Genomic DNA, 21,074 nt, shown 5'->3' on the forward strand with positions numbered 1-21,074 from the left:
TGTGCAACTCTGGGGTTGCACTTATTGGCGGATGTGGGGAGCTGGTCGTGACCGTGGATCGGATCGAACGCGAGACCCTGATCGAGGCGACGCCGGAGCGCGTCTGGCAGCTGGTGACCGAGCCGGGGTGGTGGGTGGCCTCCACGCCGTCCGGCACGGCCGTCGAGGGTGAGACGACGCTGTGCAAGAACGACACCTACGGCGACTTCCCGGTGCGGGTCGAGACCGTGACGCCGCGGACCTACGTGTCGTACCGCTGGGCCAGCGCGTTCGGTGGCGCGGAGCTGAGCGCGGACAACACCACGCTGGTCGAGTTCACCCTCACGCCCGAGGGGACGGGGACGCGGCTGCGCGTGGTGGAGAGCGGGTTCGCGGCGCTGGCCGGGTCGGAGGAGCTGCGGGCGAAGGCCCTGGAGGACAACAAGGGTGGCTGGCCCGAGGTGCTCGCCGCGTTCCAGAAGAGGGCCGAAAGCTGAGTTGGGCTCGTGAACCGCGCGTTGGACTCGTCAGTCGACCTTCGCGCGGTCGCGGGTCCGCTCCGGCGTCTCGTCGCGGGCTGACCAGCGGGGTTCACCGCCGGCGTCGGTGAACGCCGTCAGTGCTTCGACCAGACCGTGCCGGAGGTGCTCGGGCATGCGCGCCACGATCGTGCTGATCTCGGCCCGCCTGCGCGTCATCACCTCGCCGACGACGCGGCGGCCTTCCTCGCTCGCCACGACCACGACCTCGCGTTTCGTGACGGGGTTCGGCTCGCGGTCGGCCATGCCGGACGTGATCAGCCGGTCGATCATGCGCTTCGCCGTGGACGGGTTGACCTCGAGGAGGTCGGCGAGCGCGGTGAGCTTCATGGGCCCGCGGCTCTCGAGCAGAACGAGCATCCGGAGCTGGGGCAGCGTGAGCGTCTCCTCGACGGCCGCCAGCGAGCGTGCCGACACGGCGATCAGCAGGCGGGACGCGGTGAGGACCGCGTCGGTCAGGTCGTCGACATCACTCATCCGGTTAGTTCTACAGGGTCGGTCTTTGATAACGAACCGATAACCATTGCACTGTGCAACGGACGCGGCCCCGTCGTCTGTCCGTACCTCCCGGCATGCGGATACTGCTCATCACCCTGCTCGTCCTCCTGGTCGGTGCGCCACCCGCGTTCGCGCAGAAGGACCTGGGGCCCGACTACGTCCCCACCGCGTTCGGCCCGATGGGACCGGCGGGGCGCGACCTGCTCCAGAAGGTGGCGCTCGCCGGGTTGTGGGAGGGCCCCGCCGGCCGGATGGGGCTCGAGAAGTCGGCCAACCCGAAGGTGCAGGAGGCCGGGCGTCACCTGATCGAGGGGCACGCCGACCTGGACCGGCGGACCGTCGAGCTCGCGCGCACGTTCAACGTGCAGTTGCCCACGCAGCCCAACGAGTCGCAGCAGGGCTGGCTGAACGAGATGACGGCCGCGCCCGCTCGCAGTGCCGAGTTCGACAAGGTCTTCGCGAACCGGCTTCGCGCCGCGCACGGCGTGGTCTACAAGTTCCTGGCCACCGTGCGCACCGGCACGCGCAACACGGCGATCCGCGACTACGCCAAGGTCTGCATGGAGACCGTGCTCGACCACATGACGGTGCTCGAGGCCACTGGGCTGGTCGACTTCAACGACACCGAGGCGATCCCGCTGGCGCTGGTCGCGCAGCCTTCCTCGGCCGGGCCCTCGCTGCCGCCGCGTGTGCCGGAGCCGGTCGTTCCGCAGAACTCCGCGCAGCAGCAGCAGGACGACGGCATTCCCGACGGCCTGCTCGGGCTGGGTGTCGTGGCGGCCGTCGTGGCCGGGATCTGGCTGTGGAGCGGCGGGCGGAGCAGTCGCAAGATGCACCCTTAGCTTTGGACGTCCTCACACCTTCAGCACCCGCAGGCACAGCCGCCTGAGCACCTCGCGCAGCTCGTCGTCGGTCAGGTGACGCAGGCCCGCGATCACCGGGCCGACGTCGCTCGCGAGGAACCACGCGGCCTTCTGGTCGTCGGTCGGCTCGTCGCCGTAGAGCAGCCGCATCGCCTTGTGCGCCAGCTCGTCGAGGCCCGCGTTGATCCGCTCGTTGCGGCGCACGCTCGGATCCGTCTGGCCGAGCGGTGACAACGCCCTGTTCGCCACGACCTGGTCGACGAACCCAGCGACCAGGTGCTCGGTGCGCGCCCGCTTGCCCTTGATCCTCGCGGTCTCGTCGAGGAGCTGTTGGAAGAACGTGATGCTGTTGTCCAGCAACGCTTCCAGGATCGCGGACTTGGTGCGGAAGTAGTAGTAGACGTTCGCCTTCGTCACGTCCATCTCGTCCGCGATCGTCTGCAGCGACGTCGCGTCGTACCCGTGGCTCGCGAACAACCGGCGCGCCGTGACGAGGATATGAGCGCGGGTGCGTTCGGCTTGGGCGGCGCGGGTCATGCGGCGATGCTACAGTGAGTTTCGTTAGCCGATCGGCTAACGAAACGGAGGTTCTGCCATGACCGTTCTGGTGACCGGCGGCTCGGGTTTCGTGGCCGGCTGGACCATCGCGGAGCTGCTGTCGCGCGGTTATGACGTGCGCACGACGGTTCGTTCGCGGCGCCCGGCCGTGCCCGGCTCGTCCGAGGTGGTGTCCGCCGATCTGACTTCCGATGCCGGCTGGGCGGAGGCGATGTCCGGCGTCAAGTACGTGCTGCACGTTGCGTCACCGCTGGGCGGCGAGGGCGACCTGGTCGGCCCGGCGCGCGACGGCACGTTGCGGGTGCTGCGTCACGCGGTCGACGCGGGCGTTTCCCGCGTCGTGATGACCTCGTCCTGCGCCGCCGCGACGCCGCCGCCGGGCTCGACGGGGTCCTTCGACGAGACGGTGTGGACCGACCCGTCGCAGAAGTCCGACGAGTACCGGCGCTCGAAGGTGCTGGCCGAGCGGGCGGCGTGGGAGTTCATGCGCGACAAGGAGACTTCACTGGTGACGGTGTTGCCGGGCGCTGTGTTCGGCCCGGTGCACTCGCGCGAGAACCTGGGGTCGGTGCGGGTGATCGGCCGGATGCTCGACGGCATGCCGGGTGTGCCGCGCGTGGGGCTCAACATCGTCGACGTCCGCGACGTGGCCGACCTGCACATCCGCGCGATGACGGCTCCTGATGCCGCGGGGGAGCGGTTCATCGCGGTCAGCGAGTTCATGTGGATGGCCGACGTGGCGCGGGTTCTGGACGTGCCCGCCCGCGAGCTGCCGAACGTCGTGGTGCGCGCCGCTTCGTTGGTGGCGCGCGACCTTCGGCCTCTGGTGCCGATGCTCGGTCGTTCCTACACGCACTCGCACGCGAAGGCTTCTTCCGTGCTCGGCTGGGAGCCCCGTCCCGCGCGCACGACGGTTCTGGAGTGCGCGGCCAGCCTTCGTTAGCGCGCGTCGTACGTCTCGCGGTTGATGAGCACTTGTGCGATGTGCTGCTCGGCCCACCGGCACAGCACCAGCAACGGCTCGTGCAACGTGAAGCCGAGCTCCGTCAGCTCGTACTCGACCCGCGGTGGCACCTCGGCGTACACGTGCCGCGTGACCAGGCCGTCGCGCTCGAGGTCCCGGAGCGTCTCCGTCAGCACCTTGCCGCTGATGCCGTCGATGTTCGTCTTGAGGTCACCGAACCGCATGCGACCGTTGCCCAGCACCGAAACCACCATCGCCGTCCACTTGTTGGCGATGCGTGCGAGGCTCGACCGCGACGGGCACGTGGCGGCCAGCACGCTCCAGTCGGGCACCGTCTGTGACATGGAGCACATCCATCCATTAGTTACGTTGAGGTAATTGGTTACCTTTGGTGAGCATAGGGCAACACCAAGCCGAAGGAGAAACCAATGACCTCCCCGCTCGCTGTCGCCACCCGCTACTTCGACGCTCTCGAGTCCGGCGACTTCGCCACCGTCGCGGCCCAGTTCGCCGACGACATCGTGTGGCACCAGCCGGGTTCCAACCGCTTCTCCGGCACCCACCGCGGTTCTGACGCCGTGGGCGCGATGATCGGCGGGATGATGGAGGTGTCCGAGGGCACCTTCGCTTTGAAGCGCAACGCCCCGTTGATGCTCAACGGCGACGTCGTGGCGGCGCCGGTGCACTGGACGGCCAAGCGGTCCGGTGCCGAGATGGACGGTGTCGGGGTGGACGTGATGCGCGTGGTCGATGGCAAGGTCGCCGAGGTGTGGCTGTACACGGCCGACCCGGCCGAGGAAGACGCGTTCTGGGGCGTCGGCTGACCCGTTCGGGTCGTGACAACGCGGGCCGTAGCGCCAGATAAACGGCGGGTCTGCCACCCGATCGGGTTAGATCACGACAGACTGTCCGCGTGGAACGGGATCGCACGTGGGCGGACAAGGGTGAGGCCATCGGGCACGGCGTGAGCTGGCTCGCGCGGTGGAGTCTGCGGGTGGCGTTGGCCGCGCTCGGCTTCTGGATGGTCTTCTGGGTGGTCGGGCAGCTGTGGGTGGTCGTGATGCCCGTGCTGCTGGGGTTGCTGATCACGACGGTGCTGTGGCCGCCGGCGCGGTGGCTGATGTCCAAGGGGCTGAACTCGGCGCTGTCGGCGACGATCGTGCTGGTCGTCGGGCTGGCGGTGCTCGGCGGGGTGATCGCGGCCATCGCGTCGTCGATCGCGTCCGGTGTGCCGGAGATCGCCTCGAGTGCCACCAAGGCGGTGCAGCAGCTGCAGGACTGGGTGGCGGGGCCGCCGTTCAACCTGCGCGGCAGCGACCTCGACCGGCTGATCGCCCAGGGGGTCGAGCAGGTCAAGTCGAGCATCGGGTCCATCGCGAACGGGTTGCTGACCGGTGCGGGCGCGGTGACGTCCGGTGTGGTGACCGGGCTGGTGGCGTTGCTGCTGGCCTTCTTCTTCGTCAAGGACGGCATGCGGTTCACGCCGTGGCTGCGCGGCCTGGTCGGCGAGCGCGCGGGCGGGCACGTCACGACGGTGCTGGAGCGGATCTGGGTGACGCTCGGCTCGTTCATCCGCAGCCAGGCGATCGTGTCGCTCATCGACGCGGTGTTCATCGGGCTGGGCCTGGTGGTCCTGGGCGTGCCGCTGGCGGTTCCGCTGGCCGCGCTGACGTTCCTCGGCGGCTTCATCCCGATCATCGGCGCGTTCATCGCCGGTGCGCTGGCCGTGCTGGTGGCGCTGGTCAGCAACGGCCTGACCACGGCGATCATCATGCTGGTCATCGTGATCGTGGTGCAGCAGGTCGAGGGCAACGTGCTGCAGCCCATCCTGCAGTCGCGCAGCTTGCGGTTGCACGCGGCGGTCGTACTGTTGGTGGTGACCGCGGGTACGTCCCTGTACGGCATCGCGGGCGCGTTCTTCTCCGTGCCGATCGCCGCCGCCGTGGCCGTCGTCATGCGCTATCTGGGCGAGGTCATCGATGCGCGGTCCGCGGCGCCCGTCACGGAGGCGCCCGTAATGGATACGTCACAAGTCGACGGGGATGAACCGGCCGAGACCGAACGTTCTGCTGAGTGAACACCGAGCAGAGGAGAAGCACTGTGACGGAGAAGGCTGTTCTCGCGGGCGGCTGTTTCTGGGGCATGCAGGACCTGTTCCGCCGCCACCCCGGAGTCGTCTCCACCCGCGTCGGCTACACCGGCGACCCGAGCACTCCCAACGCCACCTACCGCCGCCACGGCAACCACGCCGAGGCCATCGAGATCGTGTTCGACCCGGCGCAGCTGAGCTACCGGCAGATCCTGGAGTTCTTCTTCCAGATCCACGACCCGTCGACCCGCAACCGCCAGGGCAACGACATCGGCGCCAGCTACCGGTCGGCGATCTTCTACACCGATGACGCGCAGAAGCAGGTGGCCGAGGCGACCATCGCCGACGTCGACGCCTCCGGCAAGTGGCCGGGCAAGGTCGTCACCGAGGTCATCCAGGAGTCGGACTTCTGGGAGGCCGAGCCGGAGCACCAGGACTACCTGGAGCGGTACCCGAACGGCTACACGTGCCACTACGTGCGGCCGGAGTGGCAGCTCGGCGAGCGGTGATCCGGTTGGTCGCGCCGCACGTGCGGTCCGTGCACGTCGGCGAGGACCGGGCGTGAACGTCGAGATCGTCGCGCTGCACGTCTCACGCGTGCACGCCTACGAGGGCCGTCCGTCGGACGGCCCTCGTCCCGATCCAGGGCCTGTCTCACGCGACCACGTGGAGGTGCGCGCCGGGCTCGGGATCGTCGGCGACCGCTACTTCAACCACGCCGCCCACCGCAATGCCGCTGTCACCCTGATCGCGGCCGAGTCGCTGGACCCGTGGGCCGTGGATCCGTTGCTCGCGCGGCGGAACATCGTCGTGCGCGGGTTCGACGTGGACTCGCTTGCTCGCGGTGCCGTGTTCAGCCTCGACACCGGCGATGGGCCCGTGCGGTTCGAGGTTCATCGCCCGGCGAACCCGTGTGCCTGGATGGATGCGGTGATCGCTCCGGGCGCGTTCAAGGCGTTGCGCGGCAAAGGCGGTATCAGAACCGTGCCGCTGGATGACGGGGTGCTGCGCGTCGGGAAAGCCGCGTTGGCCATAGTGGACGCATGAAGTGGTTGCGCCGCAAGCCAACGATCATCACCGCCGTCAGCCTCGTCGTGGTCCTCGTCATCGCCGCGACGCTCTGGAACGTCAGCAGCTCCCGCACGTTCCAGTTCTTCGGTGAGCTGATCAACCGGGTGGAGACCACCGAGAAGGTCGTCGCCCTCACCTTCGACGACGGCCCGGACCCGGCGGGCGCCCAGCAGGTCCTCGACACGCTGCAGGAAGAACAGATCAAAGCCACGTTCTTCCTGATGGGCCGAGACCTGCGCAGCCACCCGGAACTCGGGAGGAAAATCGCCGAAGCCGGCCACGAGATCGGCAACCACACCTACAACCACCAGCGGATGGTCGGCGTGACCCCAGGCACGGTCGCGAAGGAGATCGAGGACACCGACCAGCAGATCCGCGACACCGGCTACCAGGGCGAGATCCACTTCCGCCCGCCCAACGGCAAGAAGCTCTTCGCCCTGCCGCACTACCTGAAGACCCACAACCGCAAGACGATCATGTGGGACGTCGAACCGGACTCCGAGGGAACGCCTGTTGCGCAACAGATCGAGACCGACGTCCTCGAGGAGACCAGGCCGGGCTCGATCATCCTGCTCCACCCGATGTACCAAAGCCGCGAAGAGACCAGGAAAGCCCTCAAGCCGATCATCGCCGGGCTAAAGGAGCGCGGCTTCCGGTTCGTCACGGTGTCCGCGCTCCTCAACGAAGCCTGAACTCAGATCAGGTCGGCCAGCTCCACCCGGCGCAGCAACTCGCTGCGAACCCGGTCGGCCACGCCGTTCACGACCTCGGCGCCATCCGACGACGGGTCGACGTGCACGCGGAACGGCGGCTTCGGAGCGTCCACGACGGAGACGATCGCGTCCGCCACCGCGCCGACGTCCGCCCACGACGGCTCCAGTTCGGCCAGCTTGCTGGCCACCTGTTCCATCAGGCCGGGGTAGAACTCCTCGTACGCGGCAGCGACTTCAGCGTCGGCGGGGGTGCCGCTGTGCGCGAAGTGGTTGGTGCCGTGGGTGAACGCGCCCGGCACCACGATCGTGGTCTCGATGCCGAACCGCAGCAGCTCGGCGCGGTACGAGACCGCGATCGCGTCCATCGCCGCCTTGGCCGCGAAGTACGGTGCCAGGTACGGGGGAGTGCCGCCGCGCGTCGACGAGGAACCCACCCACACGACGTGGCCGGAGTGTTGCGCGCGCAGGTGTGGCAGGGCGGCGCGGTTGACCCGTTGCGTGCCAAGGACGTTCACGTCGTAGAGAGCCGCGTACTGCTCCGGCGTGAAGGCTTCGGCCGGGCCGGTGACCATGTGGCCGGCGTTGTGCACGACCACGTCCAGGCGGCCCTGTTCTGCGATGATCAACTCAACAGCTGCGTCGGCCGACGATTGCGACTGCACGTCGAGCTCCACGGCGTGCACGTCGACGCCATTCTCACTACCGAATGCACCGAGCTCGGCGACGGCCGCGGCGTTGCGACCCGTGGTCTGACGCATACCCGCGTAGACGGTGTGGCCGGCGCGAGCCAGGGCCCGCACTGCCAGTGCTCCGAAACCGCTCGACGCTCCGGTGACAACGATGACCTTGCCCATCAGATGATGCCTCCGTTCGCACGAACGACCTGACCGTTGATCCAGCGGGCAGGTCCCGCCAGGAAGGAGACGACCTCCGCGATGTCCTCGGGCGACCCGATGCGCTCGAGAGGAGCCTGCTTCGCGAGGTTGTCGATCGTCGCCTCGTCCTTGCCCTCCAGGAAGAGCGCGGTCGCGGTGGGCCCAGGGGCGATGGCGTTGACGGTGATGTCACGGCCGCGCAGTTCGCGAGCCAGGACCAGGGTCAGCGCCTCGACGCCGCCCTTGGACATCGCGTAGGCGCCGTACTGCGGGAAACGCAGCCCCACGACCGACGACGACACGTTGATGATGGCGCCGCCGTTCCGCAAACGACGCGCCGCCTGCTGTGACACCACGAACGTGCCGCGCGTGTTGGTGCGGATGATGCGGTCGAAGACCTCGAGGTCCATGTCCGCCACCGTGCCCAGCGGCATGATGCCCGCGGAGTTCACAACGACGTCCACGCCGCCGAACGTCTCGGTGGCGAGGTCGAAGGCGGCGGAAAGTGCCACCTCGTCGGCCACGTCCGCCTGGGCGGCGATGGCCTGGCCACCCGAAGCCTTGATGGCCTCGACCGCCTTGTCGGCTTCGACCTTGTTGCCGGCGTAGACGATGACGACGGCTATGCCGTCCGCGGCGAGACGCTCGGCGGCTGCCCGCCCGATGCCCCTCGATCCGCCGGTGACGATCGCAACGCGTGTCATTTCGATGCTCCCTACCTGCTGTTTCCGTCGCTAACACCATGAACGTAGCACCGATATAGAATCAGTGCTACCCCCGATGTGTTATCGTCGTTACATGGACACGAGGGAGCGGTTGGTGAGGGCTGCGGCCGACCTGCTGATCGAGGGCGGCAAGGAAGCCGTTTCCACGCGCGCGGTGGCGACGGCCGCGGGTGTGCAGGCGCCGACGCTGTACCGGCTGTTCGGGGACAAGGACGGCCTGCTGGACGCCGTCGCGGCCTACGGTTTCGCCGACTACCTCGCGACCAAGCACGCGATGGGCGCCAGTGACAACCCCGTCGACGACCTGCGTCGCGGGTGGGAGCTGCACATCGGGTTCGGCCTGGCGCGGCCCGCGTTCTACCTGCTGATGTACGGCGAGCCGCGCAGGCGCGAGGCGCGGCTGGAGGCGGACGCGATGCTCCGCGAGATCATCAGCCGCATCGCGCAGGTGGGCCGGTTGACGGTCCCCATCGACCAGGCCGCGCAGTTCGTGCACGCGGCGGGCACGGGCGTCGTGCTGTCGCTGATCGCGACGCCGGAGGAGGAGCGCGACCTCGAGCTGATCACGTTCTCCCGTGAACAGGTGATCAGGGCGATCACGACGGACGCCTCACCGGACGAGCCGACGGACATCCCGAGTCGCGCGATCGCGCTCAGGGTGGCACTGGAAGAGGACCCGCCCCTGATGCTGTCTCCAGCGGAACGGGCCCTCCTGGCCGAGTGGCTTGATCGCGTGGCTAAGTGAGGCTCACGCGTTCGGGTCGAACGCAATCCCGGACGGCTTGGCGATGCCCAGGTTGTAGTTGAACGCGCTGTCCTTGATCGCGAGTGACGCGCTGCCGAAGTCCGCGCTCACCAGCTTGTCGCGCACCCCGGCCGGGAAGCGGTCCCAGCTGACCAGGCCGGGGTACTGGTAGACCCCGTAGTGGTTCTCCGCCTGCTCGGTGAAGCCCGCGAGGCGGAAGCAGTGCGTGCTGGCGCCGTCCTTGTGGTAGATGATCTTCGCGTGGTTGCCTTCCCAGGCCACCTTGTCCCGCGAGTAGGTGCTGAACTTGCCGTGCGCCGACGTCGAGACGTACTGGGCCACGTCGTTCTGCACCCAGATGACCACGTGCTCGATGTCGTGGCGGTGGCCGCAGCAGTCCCAGCCCGGCACGGCCTGGTCCTTCTCGAAGTACAGGTCGTACAGGTAGGCGCACCAGCCGTTGTTGCACTTGGAACGGCTGTAGGAGTTGGTGTTGTCCAGGTCGGACCTGTCGTGGCAGTTGCCGTTCAACGCGCCCGAGTTCTTCAGGCCCGTCGCGATCTGTCCGGTCGGCGAGACCGCCGGGGTCGGGTAGCAACCGTCACCGTCGTAGTCGAACGCGGGCTGCCACTTGCCGTCCTCGGCCGCGTAGTTGGCGGGGATGGCCTGGGGCGGGTCGGCGAGTGCGATTCCGGGGAACAGCGCGGTGATCAGCAGAGCGCCGGCCAGCGCGGGCAGGAGTTTCTTCTTCAACAGCGGCCTCGATTCCGGGGCAGGGGGAGCGGAGAGGCTTGCGAGGCAGAAGGTGGTACATGAACCACCTTCACGTCTAGGTAGTTCGCCAAATCTTTGCGATCCGGGAATTTCACACGCCCGCAACGGAATCGGTCACGGGCTCGCCCATCCTGCGGTCGAGGGAGATATATGGCTCACTACCTGCGGCGACAGCCCTGAGGCGCAACTAACAGGACCCCCGACGTGCATGCTCATACATCGTCGTGCATAATTCTCAACGTGTCCAAGGTGCTCACTTCACTTCCCGCCGGCGAACGCGTCGGCATCGCCTTCTCCGGTGGTCTCGACACCTCCGTCGCGGTCGCGTGGATGCGTGAGAAGGGCGCGGTGCCGTGCACGTACACCGCGGACATCGGTCAGTACGACGAGCCTGAGATCGACACGGTCCCCGGCCGCGCGGGCATGTACGGTGCCGAGATCGCGCGTCTGGTGGACTGCCGGTCGGCGCTCGTCGAGGAGGGACTCGCGGCGCTGGCGTGCGGCGCGTTCCACATCCGCTCCGGTGGCCGCGCGTACTTCAACACGACCCCGCTCGGGCGCGCGGTCACGGGCACCATGCTCGTGCGCGCCATGCTCGACGACGACGTCCAGATCTGGGGCGACGGCTCCACCTACAAGGGCAACGACATCGAGCGGTTCTACCGCTACGGCCTGCTCGCGAACCCGTCGCTGCGCATCTACAAGCCGTGGCTCGACGCGGCGTTCGTGACCGAGCTCGGTGGCCGCAAGGAGATGTCCGAGTGGCTGCTGGAGCGTGACCTGCCGTACCGGTCGAGCGTCGAGAAGGCGTACTCGACCGACGCGAACATCTGGGGCGCGACGCACGAGGCCAAGTCGCTCGAGCTGCTCAACGAGGGCATCGAGATCGTCGAGCCGATCATGGGCGTCAAGTTCTGGGACCCGTCGGTCGAGATCGCCACCGAGGACGTGACGATCGGCTTCGACCAGGGCCGCCCGGTCACGATCAACGGCAAGGAGTTCGGCAGCCCCGTCGACCTCGTGCTGGAGGCGAACGCCATCGGCGGCCGCCACGGTCTGGGCATGTCCGACCAGATCGAGAACCGCATCATCGAGGCCAAGAGCCGCGGCATCTACGAGGCGCCCGGCATGGCGCTGCTCTTCATCGCCTACGACCGTCTCGTGAACGCGATCCACAACGAGGACACCGTCGCCGCGTACCACAACGAGGGCCGCAAGCTCGGCCGTCTGCTGTACGAGGGCCGCTGGCTCGACCCGCAGTCGCTGATGCTGCGCGAGTCGCTGCAGCGCTGGGTCGGCGCCGCGGTCACCGGCGAGGTCACGCTGCGGCTGCGTCGCGGCGACGACTACTCGATCCTCGACACGGCCGGCCCGGCGTTCAGCTACCACCCGGACAAGCTGTCGATGGAGCGCACCGAGGACTCGGCATTCGGCCCGGTCGACCGCATCGGCCAGCTGACCATGCGCAACCTCGACATCGCGGACTCCCGCGCCAAGCTGGAGCTCTTCGCGGGCCTCGGCATGGTCGGCAACCGCCAGTCGGCGCTCATCTCGGCCCAGCCCGAGTCGACCAAGCTGATCGGCGAGGTCCCGGACGGCGGCGCCGAGGTCATCGCCTCGCGCGGCACCGTCTCGGCGGCCGACGAACTGCTCGACTCGGCCGCGATCGAGTCGGGAACGGACTGATTCGACTGCTCCCGGCCCGAACCCCGGGCCGGGAGCTAGCCTGATCCTTCGTGTCGATCATGGGGGAGTGGGTCCGGCCCGCTGTTCGCCTGCATCCGGTCCACGGCTCGCCGGCGGTACCGACAGCCACATCGGCGGTCCGCTGCGGCACCGATCTGCTCCAGGTCCTGCAATGCCCCTCCTGCGGAGCCGGCCGCTGCCTTCTGCTAGCTCTTTACACCCACGAGGAACCCGAGAAGGAGCTGTGCTCCTGCGAGGTCGCCGAACGTGCGGTCGTCGGGTGGGAGTTCGGCCGGGAGGGCGCATTGACCGTGTTCGCGTGCACACAGGATGTCCAGCACCCGATCAAGCGGCACGTCGACTGATGGCCGCCGAGGAGGACTACGGGCGCCCGGCGGTGCTGCTGAACCCGCTGGAGGGCGACCCGACCGACGCCGACAGCCACATCGGCGGCCCGATGCTGTGGCCGATCGACGACGAGTGGCCGTCGTGCGACGCCGACGGCGAGCCGTTCGTCGGCGCTGTTCAGCTCTATCAGCGGGACTTCCCCGAGCTGCCGTTCCCCGGTGGCACCGATCTGCTGCAGGTCTTCCTCTGCACGCTCGACCACGACACCCCGGGTCCTGACGTGCGGCTGGTGTGGCGTGACTCCACGACGGTGTTCGAGCTGATCGAGGAGGAACCACAGCCCTCGCAGCAGGAAGAGCTCTACGTTCCCACGGTCAACGTCTTCGAGCCGATCCGGTACACCGAGTACCCGGCGAAGATCTCCGGCGGCACGAAGATCGGCGGCTGGACCGCGTGGAACGACTCCGATCCGCTGACGTTCGCGTGTCCGGAGTGCGGTGCGGTGCAGAGGCAGACGCTGTCCCTCGGGACGTACGAGCCGTCCGGAGACAACGTCGAGTGGGTGTTCGGCGAGGACGGAAACCTGAACATCTTCCTGTGCGAGAAGGACGTTCATCACCCGATCAAGGTGCTCATTGACTGAGATCGGCGAGATCGCGCTGGCGATGGGGTTGCGGCCGGGCTCGCTCGTCGAGTCCGGCGGCGACTTCCTGGTGCTGCACGCGCTGGACGCCGAGGGTGCCGCCTGGATCTTGCGGCAGCCTCGGCGCGAGTGGGCGTTGAAGCGCATGGGCCCGGAACGCGCGTTGCTCGACCTGGTCGCGGACCGGGTCCCGTTCCCGGTGCCGCGCTGGCTCCCGGAGCACCAGGACATCGCCGTCTACCGCGCGCTCCCCGGCGACCGTGCGGACGAGCCCTCGGACGAGTACTTCGAGGACGTGGCACGGTTTCTCGCCGCCCTCCACACCATCGGGCAGGAAGAAGCCGCGCGGACCGGCGTCGAGATGCGCCTGCCCGGCGAGATCCGCTCGACGATCGCGCGCAAGATCCACCGCGCCCGCACCGAGCTCGGCCTGTCCGCCGAGTTGTGGCGCTATTGGCAAGCGTGGATCGACGACGACTCGACGTGGCCGCCGCGGTCGGTCGTCGCACACGCCGACATCTGCCCGGCCAACACGTTGGTGGACAACGGAAGGCTGTCCGGCGTGATCGACTGGACCGACTCGCTGTTCGGCGACCCCGCCGCGGACTTCCGCAGGCTCGTCAAGCAGTTCGGCAGGCTCGACGAGCTGATCGAGGCCTACGCGCGGCACGGTAGCGAGACCTGGCCGGGCATGCAGAGGCACGTCGAGGAGCGCATCCGGATGGCGCCGGTCGACTCGGGGCTCTACGGGATCGACTCGGGCCAGGACCGGTACGTCTGGAGTGCCTTGGAACGGCTGGCGCAGCTTCAGCCGCGATAGGCGTCGCACGCCAGCGTGACCAGGTCGTTCAGATGCTGCGGCGGCTGGTCCTTCCACCACGCCAGCCACACCGGGATCGGCGGCGCGTCCTTCACGGCCCGATAGGCGACGCCGGGGCGCGGGTTCAGCGATGCGGTCGCCTCCGACGTCATCCCGACCGCCTGACCCGCCGCGATCAACGTCAGCCACTCGTCGACGCCGTGGGTGTTGCGCACGACGGCAGGCGCCGCGCCGTGCTTCCACAGGTCCAAAGTGGTCGTTCCGGTCCGGTCGTCGACCGCGATGCCGTACCGGGAGAAGTCCGCCAGCGACAGCGAACGCTTGCGCGCCAACGGGTTGTCCGTCGCCACCACGCCGTAGCGCCGCTCGGTGCCCAGCAACGCCGTCTCGAAGCGCGGATCGTCGAGCGCCCGCCGCACGACCGCGACGTCGGCGGTGCCCTCGGTGAGGCCCGCGGTCGGCGAGTTCGACTGCACGAACACCAGCGGCAACCCGGGATGCAGTGCGGCCCAGGCCTTCTGGAGCCGCCGGGTGTGCTTGCCCAGCGCCGACCACGCGTAGCCGACCCTCAGCTCGGTCTGCGACTCGGACGCGATCCGGTACAGGTGCGCGACCTCGTCCAGCACCCGTCGTGCGGCAGCCAGGACCTGCGTGCCGGTCGTGGTGAGGGAGACGTGCCGGGGCGAGCGCTGGAGCAGGCGGGCGCCCAGTGAAGCCTCGAGTGCGGCGACCGAGCGGGAGACGGACGCCTGGGTGAGGCCGAGCGCGGTGGCCGCGTCGGTGAACGTGCCCGCGTCGACCACGGCCACGAACGCCCGCAGGTGCCGCAGATCCATGCGCCGGAGCCTAATGGCGCGTCCCGGAACGTTGGCGAGGTAATTCACGCTCAGCAGGGCGCCTCGCGGCACCGCCCCCGCGCCCCCATACATCCAGTATGAGGACGCGGGGGCGGCACCACGATGCACCCGTCTGACCGCGAATTCCCCCGGCAACCTTCCGGGCCACACCACTAGCCGAGATCCATACGTCCGGCGTATGGCTGGCGCAGCCGATGCATTTCCCGTATCGACCGCGAAACCGCAGGCTGATCCACATGAAGAGCCTCGGCGGATTCGCCACGATGACCGCCAGCGCGGCCAGCAGCCAGCTCGGCGCCGCGGTGGGCGCCCACGCGTTCGCCACCATCGGCCCGGCCGGTGTCGTGGCGGTGCGCCAGTTCGTGGCCGCGGCGGTGTTGCTGCCGGTCGCCCGCCCGGACCCGCGAAGATTCACCTGGGCGCAGTGGTGGCCGACGATCGCGCTCGGCCTGGTGTTCGCCACCATGAACCTCAGCCTCTACACGGCGGTCGACCGGATCGGGCTCGGCCTGGCCGTCACGCTGGAGGTGCTCGGCCCGCTCGCCGTCGCACTGGCCGGGTCGCGCACCAGGCTGGACATCGTGTTCGTGCTGATCGCTGCCGCCGGCGTCTACGTGCTGGTGCTGCCCGGTCCGAGCAGCGACTACCTCGGCATCGGCGCCGGGCTGCTCGCGGCGGCCTGCTGGGCCGCGTACATCCTGCTCAACCGCCTGGTGGGGCAACGACTTCCCGGTCTGCAGGCACCGGCGGCGGCCACGAGCGTGTCGGCGCTGCTCTACGTCCCGGTCGCGATCTTCCTGATCGCGCAGGGCCAGTTCACCGGTGCCGCGGTGCTGTACGCGGTCGGCGCCGGCGTGTTCTGCAGCGTGGTGCCCTACGCGGCCGATGTGATCGCGCTGCGGAAGGTGCCCGCGCGGTTCTTCGGGCTGGCGTGCAGCGTGCACCCGGTGCTCGCCGCGCTCGCCGGCCTGGTCCTGCTGGGGGAGCGGCTCGAACTCCACCATTGGGCTGGAATCTTGCTCGTCGTCACCGCCAATGCACTCGCAGTCACTTGCTCCGAGTGGCCTGGATCACCTACCGTTCAGTCCGAAATGTGAATCCCCTTCACTTAGTGGGGTGTCCATGCGGACTGCAGTCATGACGGTCGTTGCCGCCCTAACAGGAGCTGCGCTGGTCAGCGGCCCGTTCGCGTGGGCTGATCCCGAGCCCTACCTCGTCGGAAGAGGGATCTCGGACGTCACGGGCCCGGCCGCCGAGAACGGCATGATGGGCTACTCCAAGTTCGACCAGAAGACGACGGGCATCGCCCAGCGGCTGCGGTCGCGGGCCTACGTCGTCGTCGACCGCGCGAACGGCAAGCGCGTCGCGTACGTCAACGCCGACCTCGCGATGATCTTCCGCGCGGTCCAGGAGGGCGTGCTCGCCAAGCTGCAGGCCAAGTACGGCAACACCTACACGCGCGAGAACCTGCTGCTGTCCGCCACGCACACGCACAGCGGCCCCGGCGGCCAGTCGCACAACCTCGCCTACAACCTGTCGATCCTCGGCATGCAACCGCAGGCTCTCGCGGCCGTGGTCGACGGCATCGCCGAGTCGGTCGTCGAGGCGCACGAGGACCTGAAGCCCGGCTCGATCAGCCTCGGCGTCGGCGAACTGACGAACGCGTCGGTCAACCGGTCGCGCGTCGCGTTCGACCGCAACCCCGACAAGGCCGCGTTCCCGCAGGGCATCGACCCGCAGATGACCGTGCTGAAGTTCAAGCAGTCCGGCGACGACGTCGGCGCGATCAGCTGGTTCGCCACGCACAACACGTCGATCACCAACGCCAACACGCTGATCAGCCCCGACAACAAGGGATACGCGGCGTACCAGTGGGAGCACGACGACAAGGGCGTGCGGTACCTGGACAACAGCGCGGGCTTCGTGGCGGCGTTCCCGAACACCAACGCCGGTGACATGTCGCCGAACCTCAACCTGAAGCCCGGATCCGGCCCCACCGAGAACGAGTGGGAGAACGCCCGCATCATCGGCGAGCGCCAGAACCGCAAGGCGCAGGAGATCTACAACGGTGCCACGGCGGCGGTCTCCGGCGGTGTCGACTACCGCCAGACGTTCGTGGACATGTCGGCCGTGCAGGTCGACGGCAGGTTCACGCCGGACGGCAAGGCGGGCACGACGTGCTCGGGAGTCGTCGGCGCGTCGACGATCGCGGGCAGCGTCGAGGACGGCCCGGCGATCCCCGGCTTCTCCGAGGGCATGCAGTCGCCGTGGAAGAAGCTGTTCGAGCCGCTGCAGATGGAGGTCCCGCAGTGGCTGCGGGACTGCCAGTTCCCCAAGGCCTCTCTGGTGCCAACGGGTCTGATCGGCGCGACGCCGAACATCGTGCCGCTGCAGCTGGTCCGGATCGGACAGTTGCACCTCGTGGCGATGCCGGGTGAGGTCACGATCACCGCGGGTCTGCGCATCCGCAAGGCCGTGGCCGCGGAATTGGGTGTCTCGCTGCGGAACGTGCTGATCCAGGGTTACTCCAACGACTACAGCCAGTACGTCACGACGCCGGAGGAGTACGACTCGCAGCAGTACGAGGGCGGCTCCACCCTGTTCGGCCGCAACACCACTCCCGCGTACCAGCAGGAGTTCGGCAAGATCGCGGCGTCGATGAAGGCCGGTACTCCGCTCGCCGCCGGTCCGAACCCCGGCAAGCCGCCGTTCACCGACATCGACCTGCAGACCGGCGTCGTGCTGGACGACAAGCCCGCCGACAAGAAGTACGGCGATGTTCTGAGTGCTCCTAAGCCGTCCTACACGCGCGGTGAGACCGTCACGGCCGTGTTCGTCACCGGGCACCCGAAGAACAACCTGCACCGCAACGGCACGTTCCTCGAGGTGCAGCAGCAGGTGAACGGTCAGTGGGTGCGCGTCGCCGACGACGGTGACTGGTCCACGCGCTACAAGTGGGAACGGGTCGGCATCGCGTTCTCGAACGCCACGATCACCTGGCAGATCCCGGCGGGCACGCCCGCGGGCACCTACCGGATCGTGCACCACGGCGACGAGAAGAGCGGCTGGACCGGCAAGATCACCGGCTTCACGGGAGCGACAGCCGGTTTCACGGTGGGCTGAGGCCCGCCACCTGACTCGGCCCCCGTCGGTTCGGCGGGGGCCGAGTTCTATTCCCGATGGCGGTGAGGCTGTCATTACGTTGTACACGATTTAATCGCGCACTAGGTTTCTTGGTGTCCACCCCGGAACGCCAGGAGGAAGTCATGAAGCGTCCAGTCCTCGAGCCCGCCGCCGCCGAGTTCGCCGCCGCCACCGCCCAGCCGCCGTTCCTGTTCGAGATCGCCCCGGAAGAGGGCCGCAAGGCCGTCGACGAGGTCCAGTCGAGTGCGATCGACAAGCCCGAGATCGACGAGCAATGGGTCGAGCTCGACGGCTTCAAGGTCCGCGTGGTCAAGCCGGCCGGTGCGACCGGTGAGCTCCCCGTCATCCTCTACATCCACGGCGCGGGCTGGGTCTTCGGCAACGCCCACACCCACGATCGCCTGGTCCGCGAACTGGCCGTCGGCGCCGGCGCGTCCGTCGTCTTCCCCGACTACTCGCTCTCGCCCGAGGCTCGCTACCCGGTCGCGATCGACCAGAACTACGCCACCGCGCGGTGGATCGTCTCCGAGGGCGCGTCGTACGGTCTCGACGCGTCGCGGATCGCGGTGGCCGGTGACTCGGTCGGCGGCAACATGGCCGCGGCGTTGACGTTGCAGGCCAAGGAACGCGGCGACGTCTCGCTGAAGGCCCAGGTGCTCTTCTACCCGGTGACCGACGCGTCCTTCGACACCGACTCGTACCTGCAGTTCGCCGAGGGCTACTTCCTGCGCCGCGACGGCATGCAGTGGTTCTGGGACCAGTACACGACGAACCCGCAGGAGCGCGCCGAGATCACCGCCTCGCCGTTGCGCGCGACCACCGAACAGCTGGAAGGCCTGCCGCAGGCGCTGGTGATCACCGCCGAGGCCGACGTGCTGCGCGACGAGGGCGAGGCCTACGCGGACAAGCTGCGCGAGGCCGGCGTGCCCGTCACCGCCGTCCGGTACGCGAGCGTGATCCACGACTTCGTGATGCTGAACGCGTTGCGCGGCACGCACGCCGCCGAGGCCGCGATCACCCAGGCCGCGGGGTTCCTGCGCACCGCGCTCCAGGCCTAGCCGAGGTGATCGTTCGCTCCGCTGACCCAGGCGATGTACCGGTCGGCGGAGCGGCGCACCGCGTTCTTGGCATCGACGAGCACCGCGCCGTCCAGCAGTGAGTAGATCCGGTCGAACGGATAAGGCTCCAGCCGCTCCACGATCCGCCGCACCAGCCCCGCGGACAACGGAATCCGGTTGGGGTAACTGCGCATGAACGTCACCCACCCGGTGTCCGGCACCGGAACCATGGTGTCCCCGACGAGCAGCGTGCCCTTCCCACCGGCTCCGAAGGCGACGTGCGCGACCGCGGCACCGGGGAAGTGCCCACCGGCTTCGACGAGCGTGACGCCGGGCAGCACCTCGAGAACACCGGACCACTCCCGGATCACCGGGTCTTCGCGCTGCACCCACTGCCGGTCGGCCGAGTGCACCAGGACCGGGACGTTGCCGAGCCGGTGGCTGAGACTCACCTGCGAGCCGTACATGTGCGGGTGGCTCGCGACGATCACGGCGGCCCCGCCCAGTTCGACGATCTTGTCGACCAGTTGCTGGTCGACGTAGTTGGGCGGGTCCCACAGCAGGTTGCCCTGATCGGTCTGCACCAGGTGCGTGCGCTGACCGATGGAGAACTCCGGCGTCCGGTGCAGCTGGTGCAGACCCGGTTCCAGCTCCACGTGCTCCAGCACGTGGTCCTCGGAAGCAAGCTCGTCCAGCGTCGTCCACACCTGACCGGACGCGGGCACCCACTGCCGTTCGTCCACGCAGATCGCACAGTCGGCGGCCGGCGGCTGAGCGCTGTCGGGGTGCTCCACGCCGCAGGTTCCGCAGATCCAGATCGTCATGATCGGGAGTCTTCAACCTCCAGCGCGATCGAGGTCAAGGGTTGATCCGCACCGTCTCCTCGACCCGGAACGGCGTGCCCTGCTGACAGGTGGTCATCGCCCCGGGCTCGGCCCGCCCGGTCACCTCGATCTCGGCGCCGGCCACCGCGATCGCGGGGTCGGCGCCGAGCAGCAGGTACTGGGCGGTGCCGGTGTTCAGCGTCAGGCAGCCGGCCTCGACGCCCCCGGCCACCGTGCCGCGCACCGTCATCGCACCCGGCTGCGGCGCCCGCGTCGGCGTCGTGGTGAGCGGCGCGGACGAGGGTGGCAGCGGTGCCGGAATGCTCGGCGTGGACGTGTCGGACGCCGGAGAGCTCGACGCGGGCGCCTGGGGCGGTGCCTGCTGGCCGGCGCAGGACGCCAGCATCAGGCAGAACAGCACGGCCGCTAACCCGCGCATCTCGCGTCACCTCCGGTGGACCACGGCGACCGGGCACGGCGCGTGGTGGAGCACAGCGTGGCTGACCGAGCCCAGAATTGCACGCTTCACCGCGCCGCGGCCGTGGCTTCCGACCACGATGAGGGCAGCGCCGTCGGCCGCCTGGAGCAACGCGCGGGCCGGGGCGTCGAACGCGACCTCCTGGGCGACGTGCACCGAGGGGTGACGGGAGCGGTGCGGGGCGAGCTGTTCGTCGAGGAGCTTGGCGAGGTCCCTGCGGATGTGGTCGAAGTCCTGCTCGGGCAGTTCGGCCCAGCCGACGTCGTTCCACGCGTAGACGGCCAGGAGCTCGCGGCCGTGGCGGGAGGCGAACGCGAAGGCGAACTCGATCGCGTCGGTGGAAGTCTCGGAGCCGTCGATACCCACGACCACCTGGCCGTCCAAGGGGCCGGAGCGCGTCACGACGACGGGGCGGCCACCGATCGACACCAGTTCGGAGGCGGTGGAACCGAGGAACATCTCGGCGATCCCCGTGCGGCCGGAGGACCCGAGAACCAGCAACGAGCCTTCCTCGGCGGCGAGCACGTCGACCGCGCGGCCGAGGCCGACGCGGGTCGAGACCGGGAGGTCCGGCCAGCCCTGCCTGATCTCGGCGGACAGCTCGGCGAGGTGGTCCTCGGCGGCGCGCGCCAGCGTCTCCTCGGTGACGAACTCCGGGATCGGGGCGGACGTCGGCGTGAAGACGGGCTCGGGCATCGGAGCGCGGACCGCGTGCACGACCTGCAGAGCCGCACCACACCGTGAAGCTTCCTCGGCGCCCCAGAGAACGGCTCGCCGCGCGAGGTCGGAGCCGTCGAAACCCACCACGACCGTGGACATGAGA

26 protein-coding genes are annotated in these 21,074 nt (G+C 68.8%); 16 read left to right on the forward strand and 10 right to left on the reverse strand.

The features are described 5' to 3' along the window. Positions 1-47: 47 nt before the first annotated feature. Complete coding sequence (locus ABZ345_RS31450; RefSeq protein ID WP_359856629.1) at positions 48-476, forward strand: SRPBCC domain-containing protein; 429 nt, start codon at positions 48-50, stop codon at positions 474-476. Between the two features lie 30 nt (positions 477-506). Here the strand turns inward: ABZ345_RS31450 and ABZ345_RS31455 are convergent, their stop codons facing one another. Further along, complete coding sequence (locus ABZ345_RS31455) at positions 507-995, reverse strand: MarR family transcriptional regulator (protein ID WP_359856632.1); 489 nt, start codon at positions 993-995, stop codon at positions 507-509. A gap of 95 nt (positions 996-1,090) precedes the next feature. Here ABZ345_RS31455 and ABZ345_RS31460 point away from each other — a divergent pair, with 95 nt between their 5' ends. Beyond that, complete coding sequence (locus ABZ345_RS31460) at positions 1,091-1,858, forward strand: DUF4142 domain-containing protein (RefSeq protein ID WP_359856635.1); 768 nt, start codon at positions 1,091-1,093, stop codon at positions 1,856-1,858. A 12-nt stretch (positions 1,859-1,870) separates the two neighbouring features. Here ABZ345_RS31460 and ABZ345_RS31465 read toward each other — a convergent pair whose 3' ends face one another. Beyond that, positions 1,871-2,416, reverse strand: a complete 546-nt coding sequence (locus ABZ345_RS31465) for a helix-turn-helix domain-containing protein (protein ID WP_359856637.1) — start codon at positions 2,414-2,416, stop codon at positions 1,871-1,873. Positions 2,417-2,474: 58 nt separating this feature from the next. Here ABZ345_RS31465 and ABZ345_RS31470 point away from each other — a divergent pair, with 58 nt between their 5' ends. Further along, positions 2,475-3,380 (forward strand): NAD-dependent epimerase/dehydratase family protein, encoded by a 906-nt coding sequence (locus tag ABZ345_RS31470; protein ID WP_359856639.1) that lies wholly within the window; start codon positions 2,475-2,477, stop codon positions 3,378-3,380. Here the strand turns inward: ABZ345_RS31470 and ABZ345_RS31475 are convergent. Continuing rightward, a complete protein-coding gene (locus tag ABZ345_RS31475; RefSeq protein ID WP_359856642.1) occupies positions 3,377-3,745 on the reverse strand; it encodes a helix-turn-helix domain-containing protein in 369 nt (122 codons plus the stop codon). The two genes, ABZ345_RS31470 and ABZ345_RS31475, sit on opposite strands and share 4 nt — an antisense overlap. Positions 3,746-3,829: 84 nt before the next feature. Here ABZ345_RS31475 and ABZ345_RS31480 point away from each other — a divergent pair, with 84 nt between their 5' ends. The 5 genes from ABZ345_RS31480 to ABZ345_RS31500 all read left to right on the forward strand — a co-directional run bounded on the left by ABZ345_RS31480 (position 3,830) and on the right by ABZ345_RS31500 (position 7,253). After that, positions 3,830-4,225, forward strand: a complete 396-nt coding sequence (locus ABZ345_RS31480; RefSeq protein ID WP_359856645.1) for a nuclear transport factor 2 family protein — start codon at positions 3,830-3,832, stop codon at positions 4,223-4,225. Between the two features lie 89 nt (positions 4,226-4,314). Beyond that, the gene (locus ABZ345_RS31485) at positions 4,315-5,478 is read left to right on the forward strand and encodes an AI-2E family transporter (RefSeq protein ID WP_359856648.1); all 1,164 of its coding nucleotides are present in this window, start codon (positions 4,315-4,317) and stop codon (positions 5,476-5,478) included. 23 nt (positions 5,479-5,501) lie between these two features. Then, complete coding sequence (msrA, locus tag ABZ345_RS31490) at positions 5,502-5,999, forward strand: peptide-methionine (S)-S-oxide reductase MsrA (RefSeq protein WP_359856651.1); 498 nt, start codon at positions 5,502-5,504, stop codon at positions 5,997-5,999. A 52-nt stretch (positions 6,000-6,051) separates the two neighbouring features. Next, entirely contained in the window at positions 6,052-6,537 is a 486-nt protein-coding gene (locus ABZ345_RS31495) for an MOSC domain-containing protein (protein ID WP_359856653.1), read from the forward strand. Further along, positions 6,534-7,253: a polysaccharide deacetylase family protein gene (locus tag ABZ345_RS31500; RefSeq protein WP_359856656.1), complete on the forward strand. Its 720-nt coding sequence runs from the start codon at positions 6,534-6,536 to the stop codon at positions 7,251-7,253. The genes ABZ345_RS31495 and ABZ345_RS31500 overlap by 4 nt, the downstream gene beginning before the upstream one ends. 2 nt (positions 7,254-7,255) lie before the next feature. On the opposite strand, the gene ABZ345_RS31505 is transcribed toward ABZ345_RS31500, so the two are convergent. Both ABZ345_RS31505 and ABZ345_RS31510 read right to left on the reverse strand, forming a co-directional pair. Continuing rightward, the gene (locus tag ABZ345_RS31505; protein WP_359856659.1) at positions 7,256-8,128 is read right to left on the reverse strand and encodes an SDR family NAD(P)-dependent oxidoreductase; all 873 of its coding nucleotides are present in this window, start codon (positions 8,126-8,128) and stop codon (positions 7,256-7,258) included. Then, a complete protein-coding gene (locus ABZ345_RS31510; RefSeq protein ID WP_359856662.1) occupies positions 8,128-8,853 on the reverse strand; it encodes an SDR family oxidoreductase in 726 nt (241 codons plus the stop codon). Before ABZ345_RS31510 ends, ABZ345_RS31505 begins: the two co-directional genes overlap by 1 nt. Before the next feature lie 94 nt (positions 8,854-8,947). Between ABZ345_RS31510 and ABZ345_RS31515 the strand changes: the two genes are divergently transcribed. After that, positions 8,948-9,619, forward strand: a complete 672-nt coding sequence (locus ABZ345_RS31515) for a helix-turn-helix domain-containing protein (RefSeq protein ID WP_359856665.1) — start codon at positions 8,948-8,950, stop codon at positions 9,617-9,619. Between the two features lie 3 nt (positions 9,620-9,622). Here the strand turns inward: ABZ345_RS31515 and ABZ345_RS31520 are convergent, their stop codons facing one another. Beyond that, complete coding sequence (locus ABZ345_RS31520; RefSeq protein ID WP_359856737.1) at positions 9,623-10,309, reverse strand: NPP1 family protein; 687 nt, start codon at positions 10,307-10,309, stop codon at positions 9,623-9,625. A 324-nt stretch (positions 10,310-10,633) separates the two neighbouring features. On the opposite strand from ABZ345_RS31520, the gene argG reads away from it, so the two are divergent. The 4 genes from argG to ABZ345_RS31540 are packed head-to-tail and all read left to right on the forward strand — an operon-like array spanning position 10,634 to position 13,890. Further along, positions 10,634-12,079: an argininosuccinate synthase gene (gene argG, locus ABZ345_RS31525; protein ID WP_359856668.1), complete on the forward strand. Its 1,446-nt coding sequence runs from the start codon at positions 10,634-10,636 to the stop codon at positions 12,077-12,079. 50 nt (positions 12,080-12,129) lie between these two features. Then, positions 12,130-12,444, forward strand: a complete 315-nt coding sequence (locus ABZ345_RS31530; RefSeq protein WP_359856670.1) for a hypothetical protein — start codon at positions 12,130-12,132, stop codon at positions 12,442-12,444. Further along, a complete protein-coding gene (locus ABZ345_RS31535) occupies positions 12,444-13,070 on the forward strand; it encodes a hypothetical protein (RefSeq protein ID WP_359856673.1) in 627 nt (208 codons plus the stop codon). The genes ABZ345_RS31530 and ABZ345_RS31535 overlap by 1 nt, the downstream gene beginning before the upstream one ends. Further along, positions 13,063-13,890: a phosphotransferase gene (locus tag ABZ345_RS31540; protein WP_359856676.1), complete on the forward strand. Its 828-nt coding sequence runs from the start codon at positions 13,063-13,065 to the stop codon at positions 13,888-13,890. Before ABZ345_RS31535 ends, ABZ345_RS31540 begins: the two co-directional genes overlap by 8 nt. On the opposite strand, the gene ABZ345_RS31545 is transcribed toward ABZ345_RS31540, so the two are convergent. Further along, positions 13,878-14,726, reverse strand: a complete 849-nt coding sequence (locus ABZ345_RS31545; protein ID WP_359856679.1) for a LysR family transcriptional regulator — start codon at positions 14,724-14,726, stop codon at positions 13,878-13,880. The genes ABZ345_RS31540 and ABZ345_RS31545 overlap by 13 nt on opposite strands. Positions 14,727-14,983: 257 nt before the next feature. Here ABZ345_RS31545 and ABZ345_RS31550 point away from each other — a divergent pair, with 257 nt between their 5' ends. The 3 genes from ABZ345_RS31550 (at position 14,984) to ABZ345_RS31560 (ending at position 18,949) form a co-directional block, all read left to right on the forward strand. Continuing rightward, positions 14,984-15,844 carry an EamA family transporter gene (locus ABZ345_RS31550; RefSeq protein WP_359856682.1) on the forward strand — a complete coding sequence of 287 codons (861 nt, stop codon included), beginning with the start codon at positions 14,984-14,986 and terminating at the stop codon, positions 15,842-15,844. Positions 15,845-15,869: 25 nt separating this feature from the next. Next, positions 15,870-17,870 (forward strand): neutral/alkaline ceramidase, encoded by a 2,001-nt coding sequence (locus ABZ345_RS31555; RefSeq protein WP_359856684.1) that lies wholly within the window; start codon positions 15,870-15,872, stop codon positions 17,868-17,870. 143 nt (positions 17,871-18,013) lie between these two features. Then, positions 18,014-18,949: an alpha/beta hydrolase gene (locus tag ABZ345_RS31560; RefSeq protein WP_359856687.1), complete on the forward strand. Its 936-nt coding sequence runs from the start codon at positions 18,014-18,016 to the stop codon at positions 18,947-18,949. Here the strand turns inward: ABZ345_RS31560 and ABZ345_RS31565 are convergent. From ABZ345_RS31565 to ABZ345_RS31575, 3 genes are read right to left on the reverse strand one after another with little or no spacing between them, the layout of a single operon-like run. Beyond that, the gene (locus ABZ345_RS31565) at positions 18,946-19,773 is read right to left on the reverse strand and encodes a hydrolase (protein WP_359856690.1); all 828 of its coding nucleotides are present in this window, start codon (positions 19,771-19,773) and stop codon (positions 18,946-18,948) included. The two genes, ABZ345_RS31560 and ABZ345_RS31565, sit on opposite strands and share 4 nt — an antisense overlap. Before the next feature lie 34 nt (positions 19,774-19,807). After that, entirely contained in the window at positions 19,808-20,212 is a 405-nt protein-coding gene (locus ABZ345_RS31570; protein WP_359856692.1) for a hypothetical protein, read from the reverse strand. Positions 20,213-20,218: 6 nt separating this feature from the next. Then, positions 20,219-21,070: a universal stress protein gene (locus ABZ345_RS31575; protein WP_359856695.1), complete on the reverse strand. Its 852-nt coding sequence runs from the start codon at positions 21,068-21,070 to the stop codon at positions 20,219-20,221. Positions 21,071-21,074: the final 4 nt, after the last annotated feature.

This window comes from Lentzea sp. NPDC005914, from assembly GCF_040629405.1.
In the GTDB taxonomy this organism is placed as follows: domain Bacteria; phylum Actinomycetota; class Actinomycetes; order Mycobacteriales; family Pseudonocardiaceae; genus Lentzea.

Bases quoted from the DNA above. Each gene is read 5' to 3' on its own strand.
- ABZ345_RS31545 (WP_359856679.1), bottom strand. From the start codon at position 14,726: ATGGATCTGCGGCACCTGCGGGCGTTCGTGGCCGTGGTCGACGCGGGC.
- ABZ345_RS31470 (WP_359856639.1), top strand. From the start codon at position 2,475: ATGACCGTTCTGGTGACCGGCGGCTCGGGTTTCGTGGCCGGCTGGACC.
- ABZ345_RS31565 (WP_359856690.1), bottom strand. From the start codon at position 19,773: ATGACGATCTGGATCTGCGGAACCTGCGGCGTGGAGCACCCCGACAGC.
- ABZ345_RS31465 (WP_359856637.1), bottom strand. From the start codon at position 2,416: ATGACCCGCGCCGCCCAAGCCGAACGCACCCGCGCTCATATCCTCGTC.
- ABZ345_RS31460 (WP_359856635.1), top strand. From the start codon at position 1,091: ATGCGGATACTGCTCATCACCCTGCTCGTCCTCCTGGTCGGTGCGCCA.
- ABZ345_RS31515 (WP_359856665.1), top strand. From the start codon at position 8,948: ATGGACACGAGGGAGCGGTTGGTGAGGGCTGCGGCCGACCTGCTGATC.
- ABZ345_RS31550 (WP_359856682.1), top strand. From the start codon at position 14,984: ATGAAGAGCCTCGGCGGATTCGCCACGATGACCGCCAGCGCGGCCAGC.
- ABZ345_RS31480 (WP_359856645.1), top strand. From the start codon at position 3,830: ATGACCTCCCCGCTCGCTGTCGCCACCCGCTACTTCGACGCTCTCGAG.
- ABZ345_RS31555 (WP_359856684.1), top strand. From the start codon at position 15,870: ATGCGGACTGCAGTCATGACGGTCGTTGCCGCCCTAACAGGAGCTGCG.
- ABZ345_RS31500 (WP_359856656.1), top strand. From the start codon at position 6,534: ATGAAGTGGTTGCGCCGCAAGCCAACGATCATCACCGCCGTCAGCCTC.
- ABZ345_RS31535 (WP_359856673.1), top strand. From the start codon at position 12,444: ATGGCCGCCGAGGAGGACTACGGGCGCCCGGCGGTGCTGCTGAACCCG.
- ABZ345_RS31505 (WP_359856659.1), bottom strand. From the start codon at position 8,128: ATGGGCAAGGTCATCGTTGTCACCGGAGCGTCGAGCGGTTTCGGAGCA.
- ABZ345_RS31560 (WP_359856687.1), top strand. From the start codon at position 18,014: ATGAAGCGTCCAGTCCTCGAGCCCGCCGCCGCCGAGTTCGCCGCCGCC.
- ABZ345_RS31570 (WP_359856692.1), bottom strand. From the start codon at position 20,212: ATGCGCGGGTTAGCGGCCGTGCTGTTCTGCCTGATGCTGGCGTCCTGC.
- ABZ345_RS31510 (WP_359856662.1), bottom strand. From the start codon at position 8,853: ATGACACGCGTTGCGATCGTCACCGGCGGATCGAGGGGCATCGGGCGG.
- ABZ345_RS31455 (WP_359856632.1), bottom strand. From the start codon at position 995: ATGAGTGATGTCGACGACCTGACCGACGCGGTCCTCACCGCGTCCCGC.
- ABZ345_RS31475 (WP_359856642.1), bottom strand. From the start codon at position 3,745: ATGTCACAGACGGTGCCCGACTGGAGCGTGCTGGCCGCCACGTGCCCG.
- ABZ345_RS31575 (WP_359856695.1), bottom strand. From the start codon at position 21,070: ATGTCCACGGTCGTGGTGGGTTTCGACGGCTCCGACCTCGCGCGGCGA.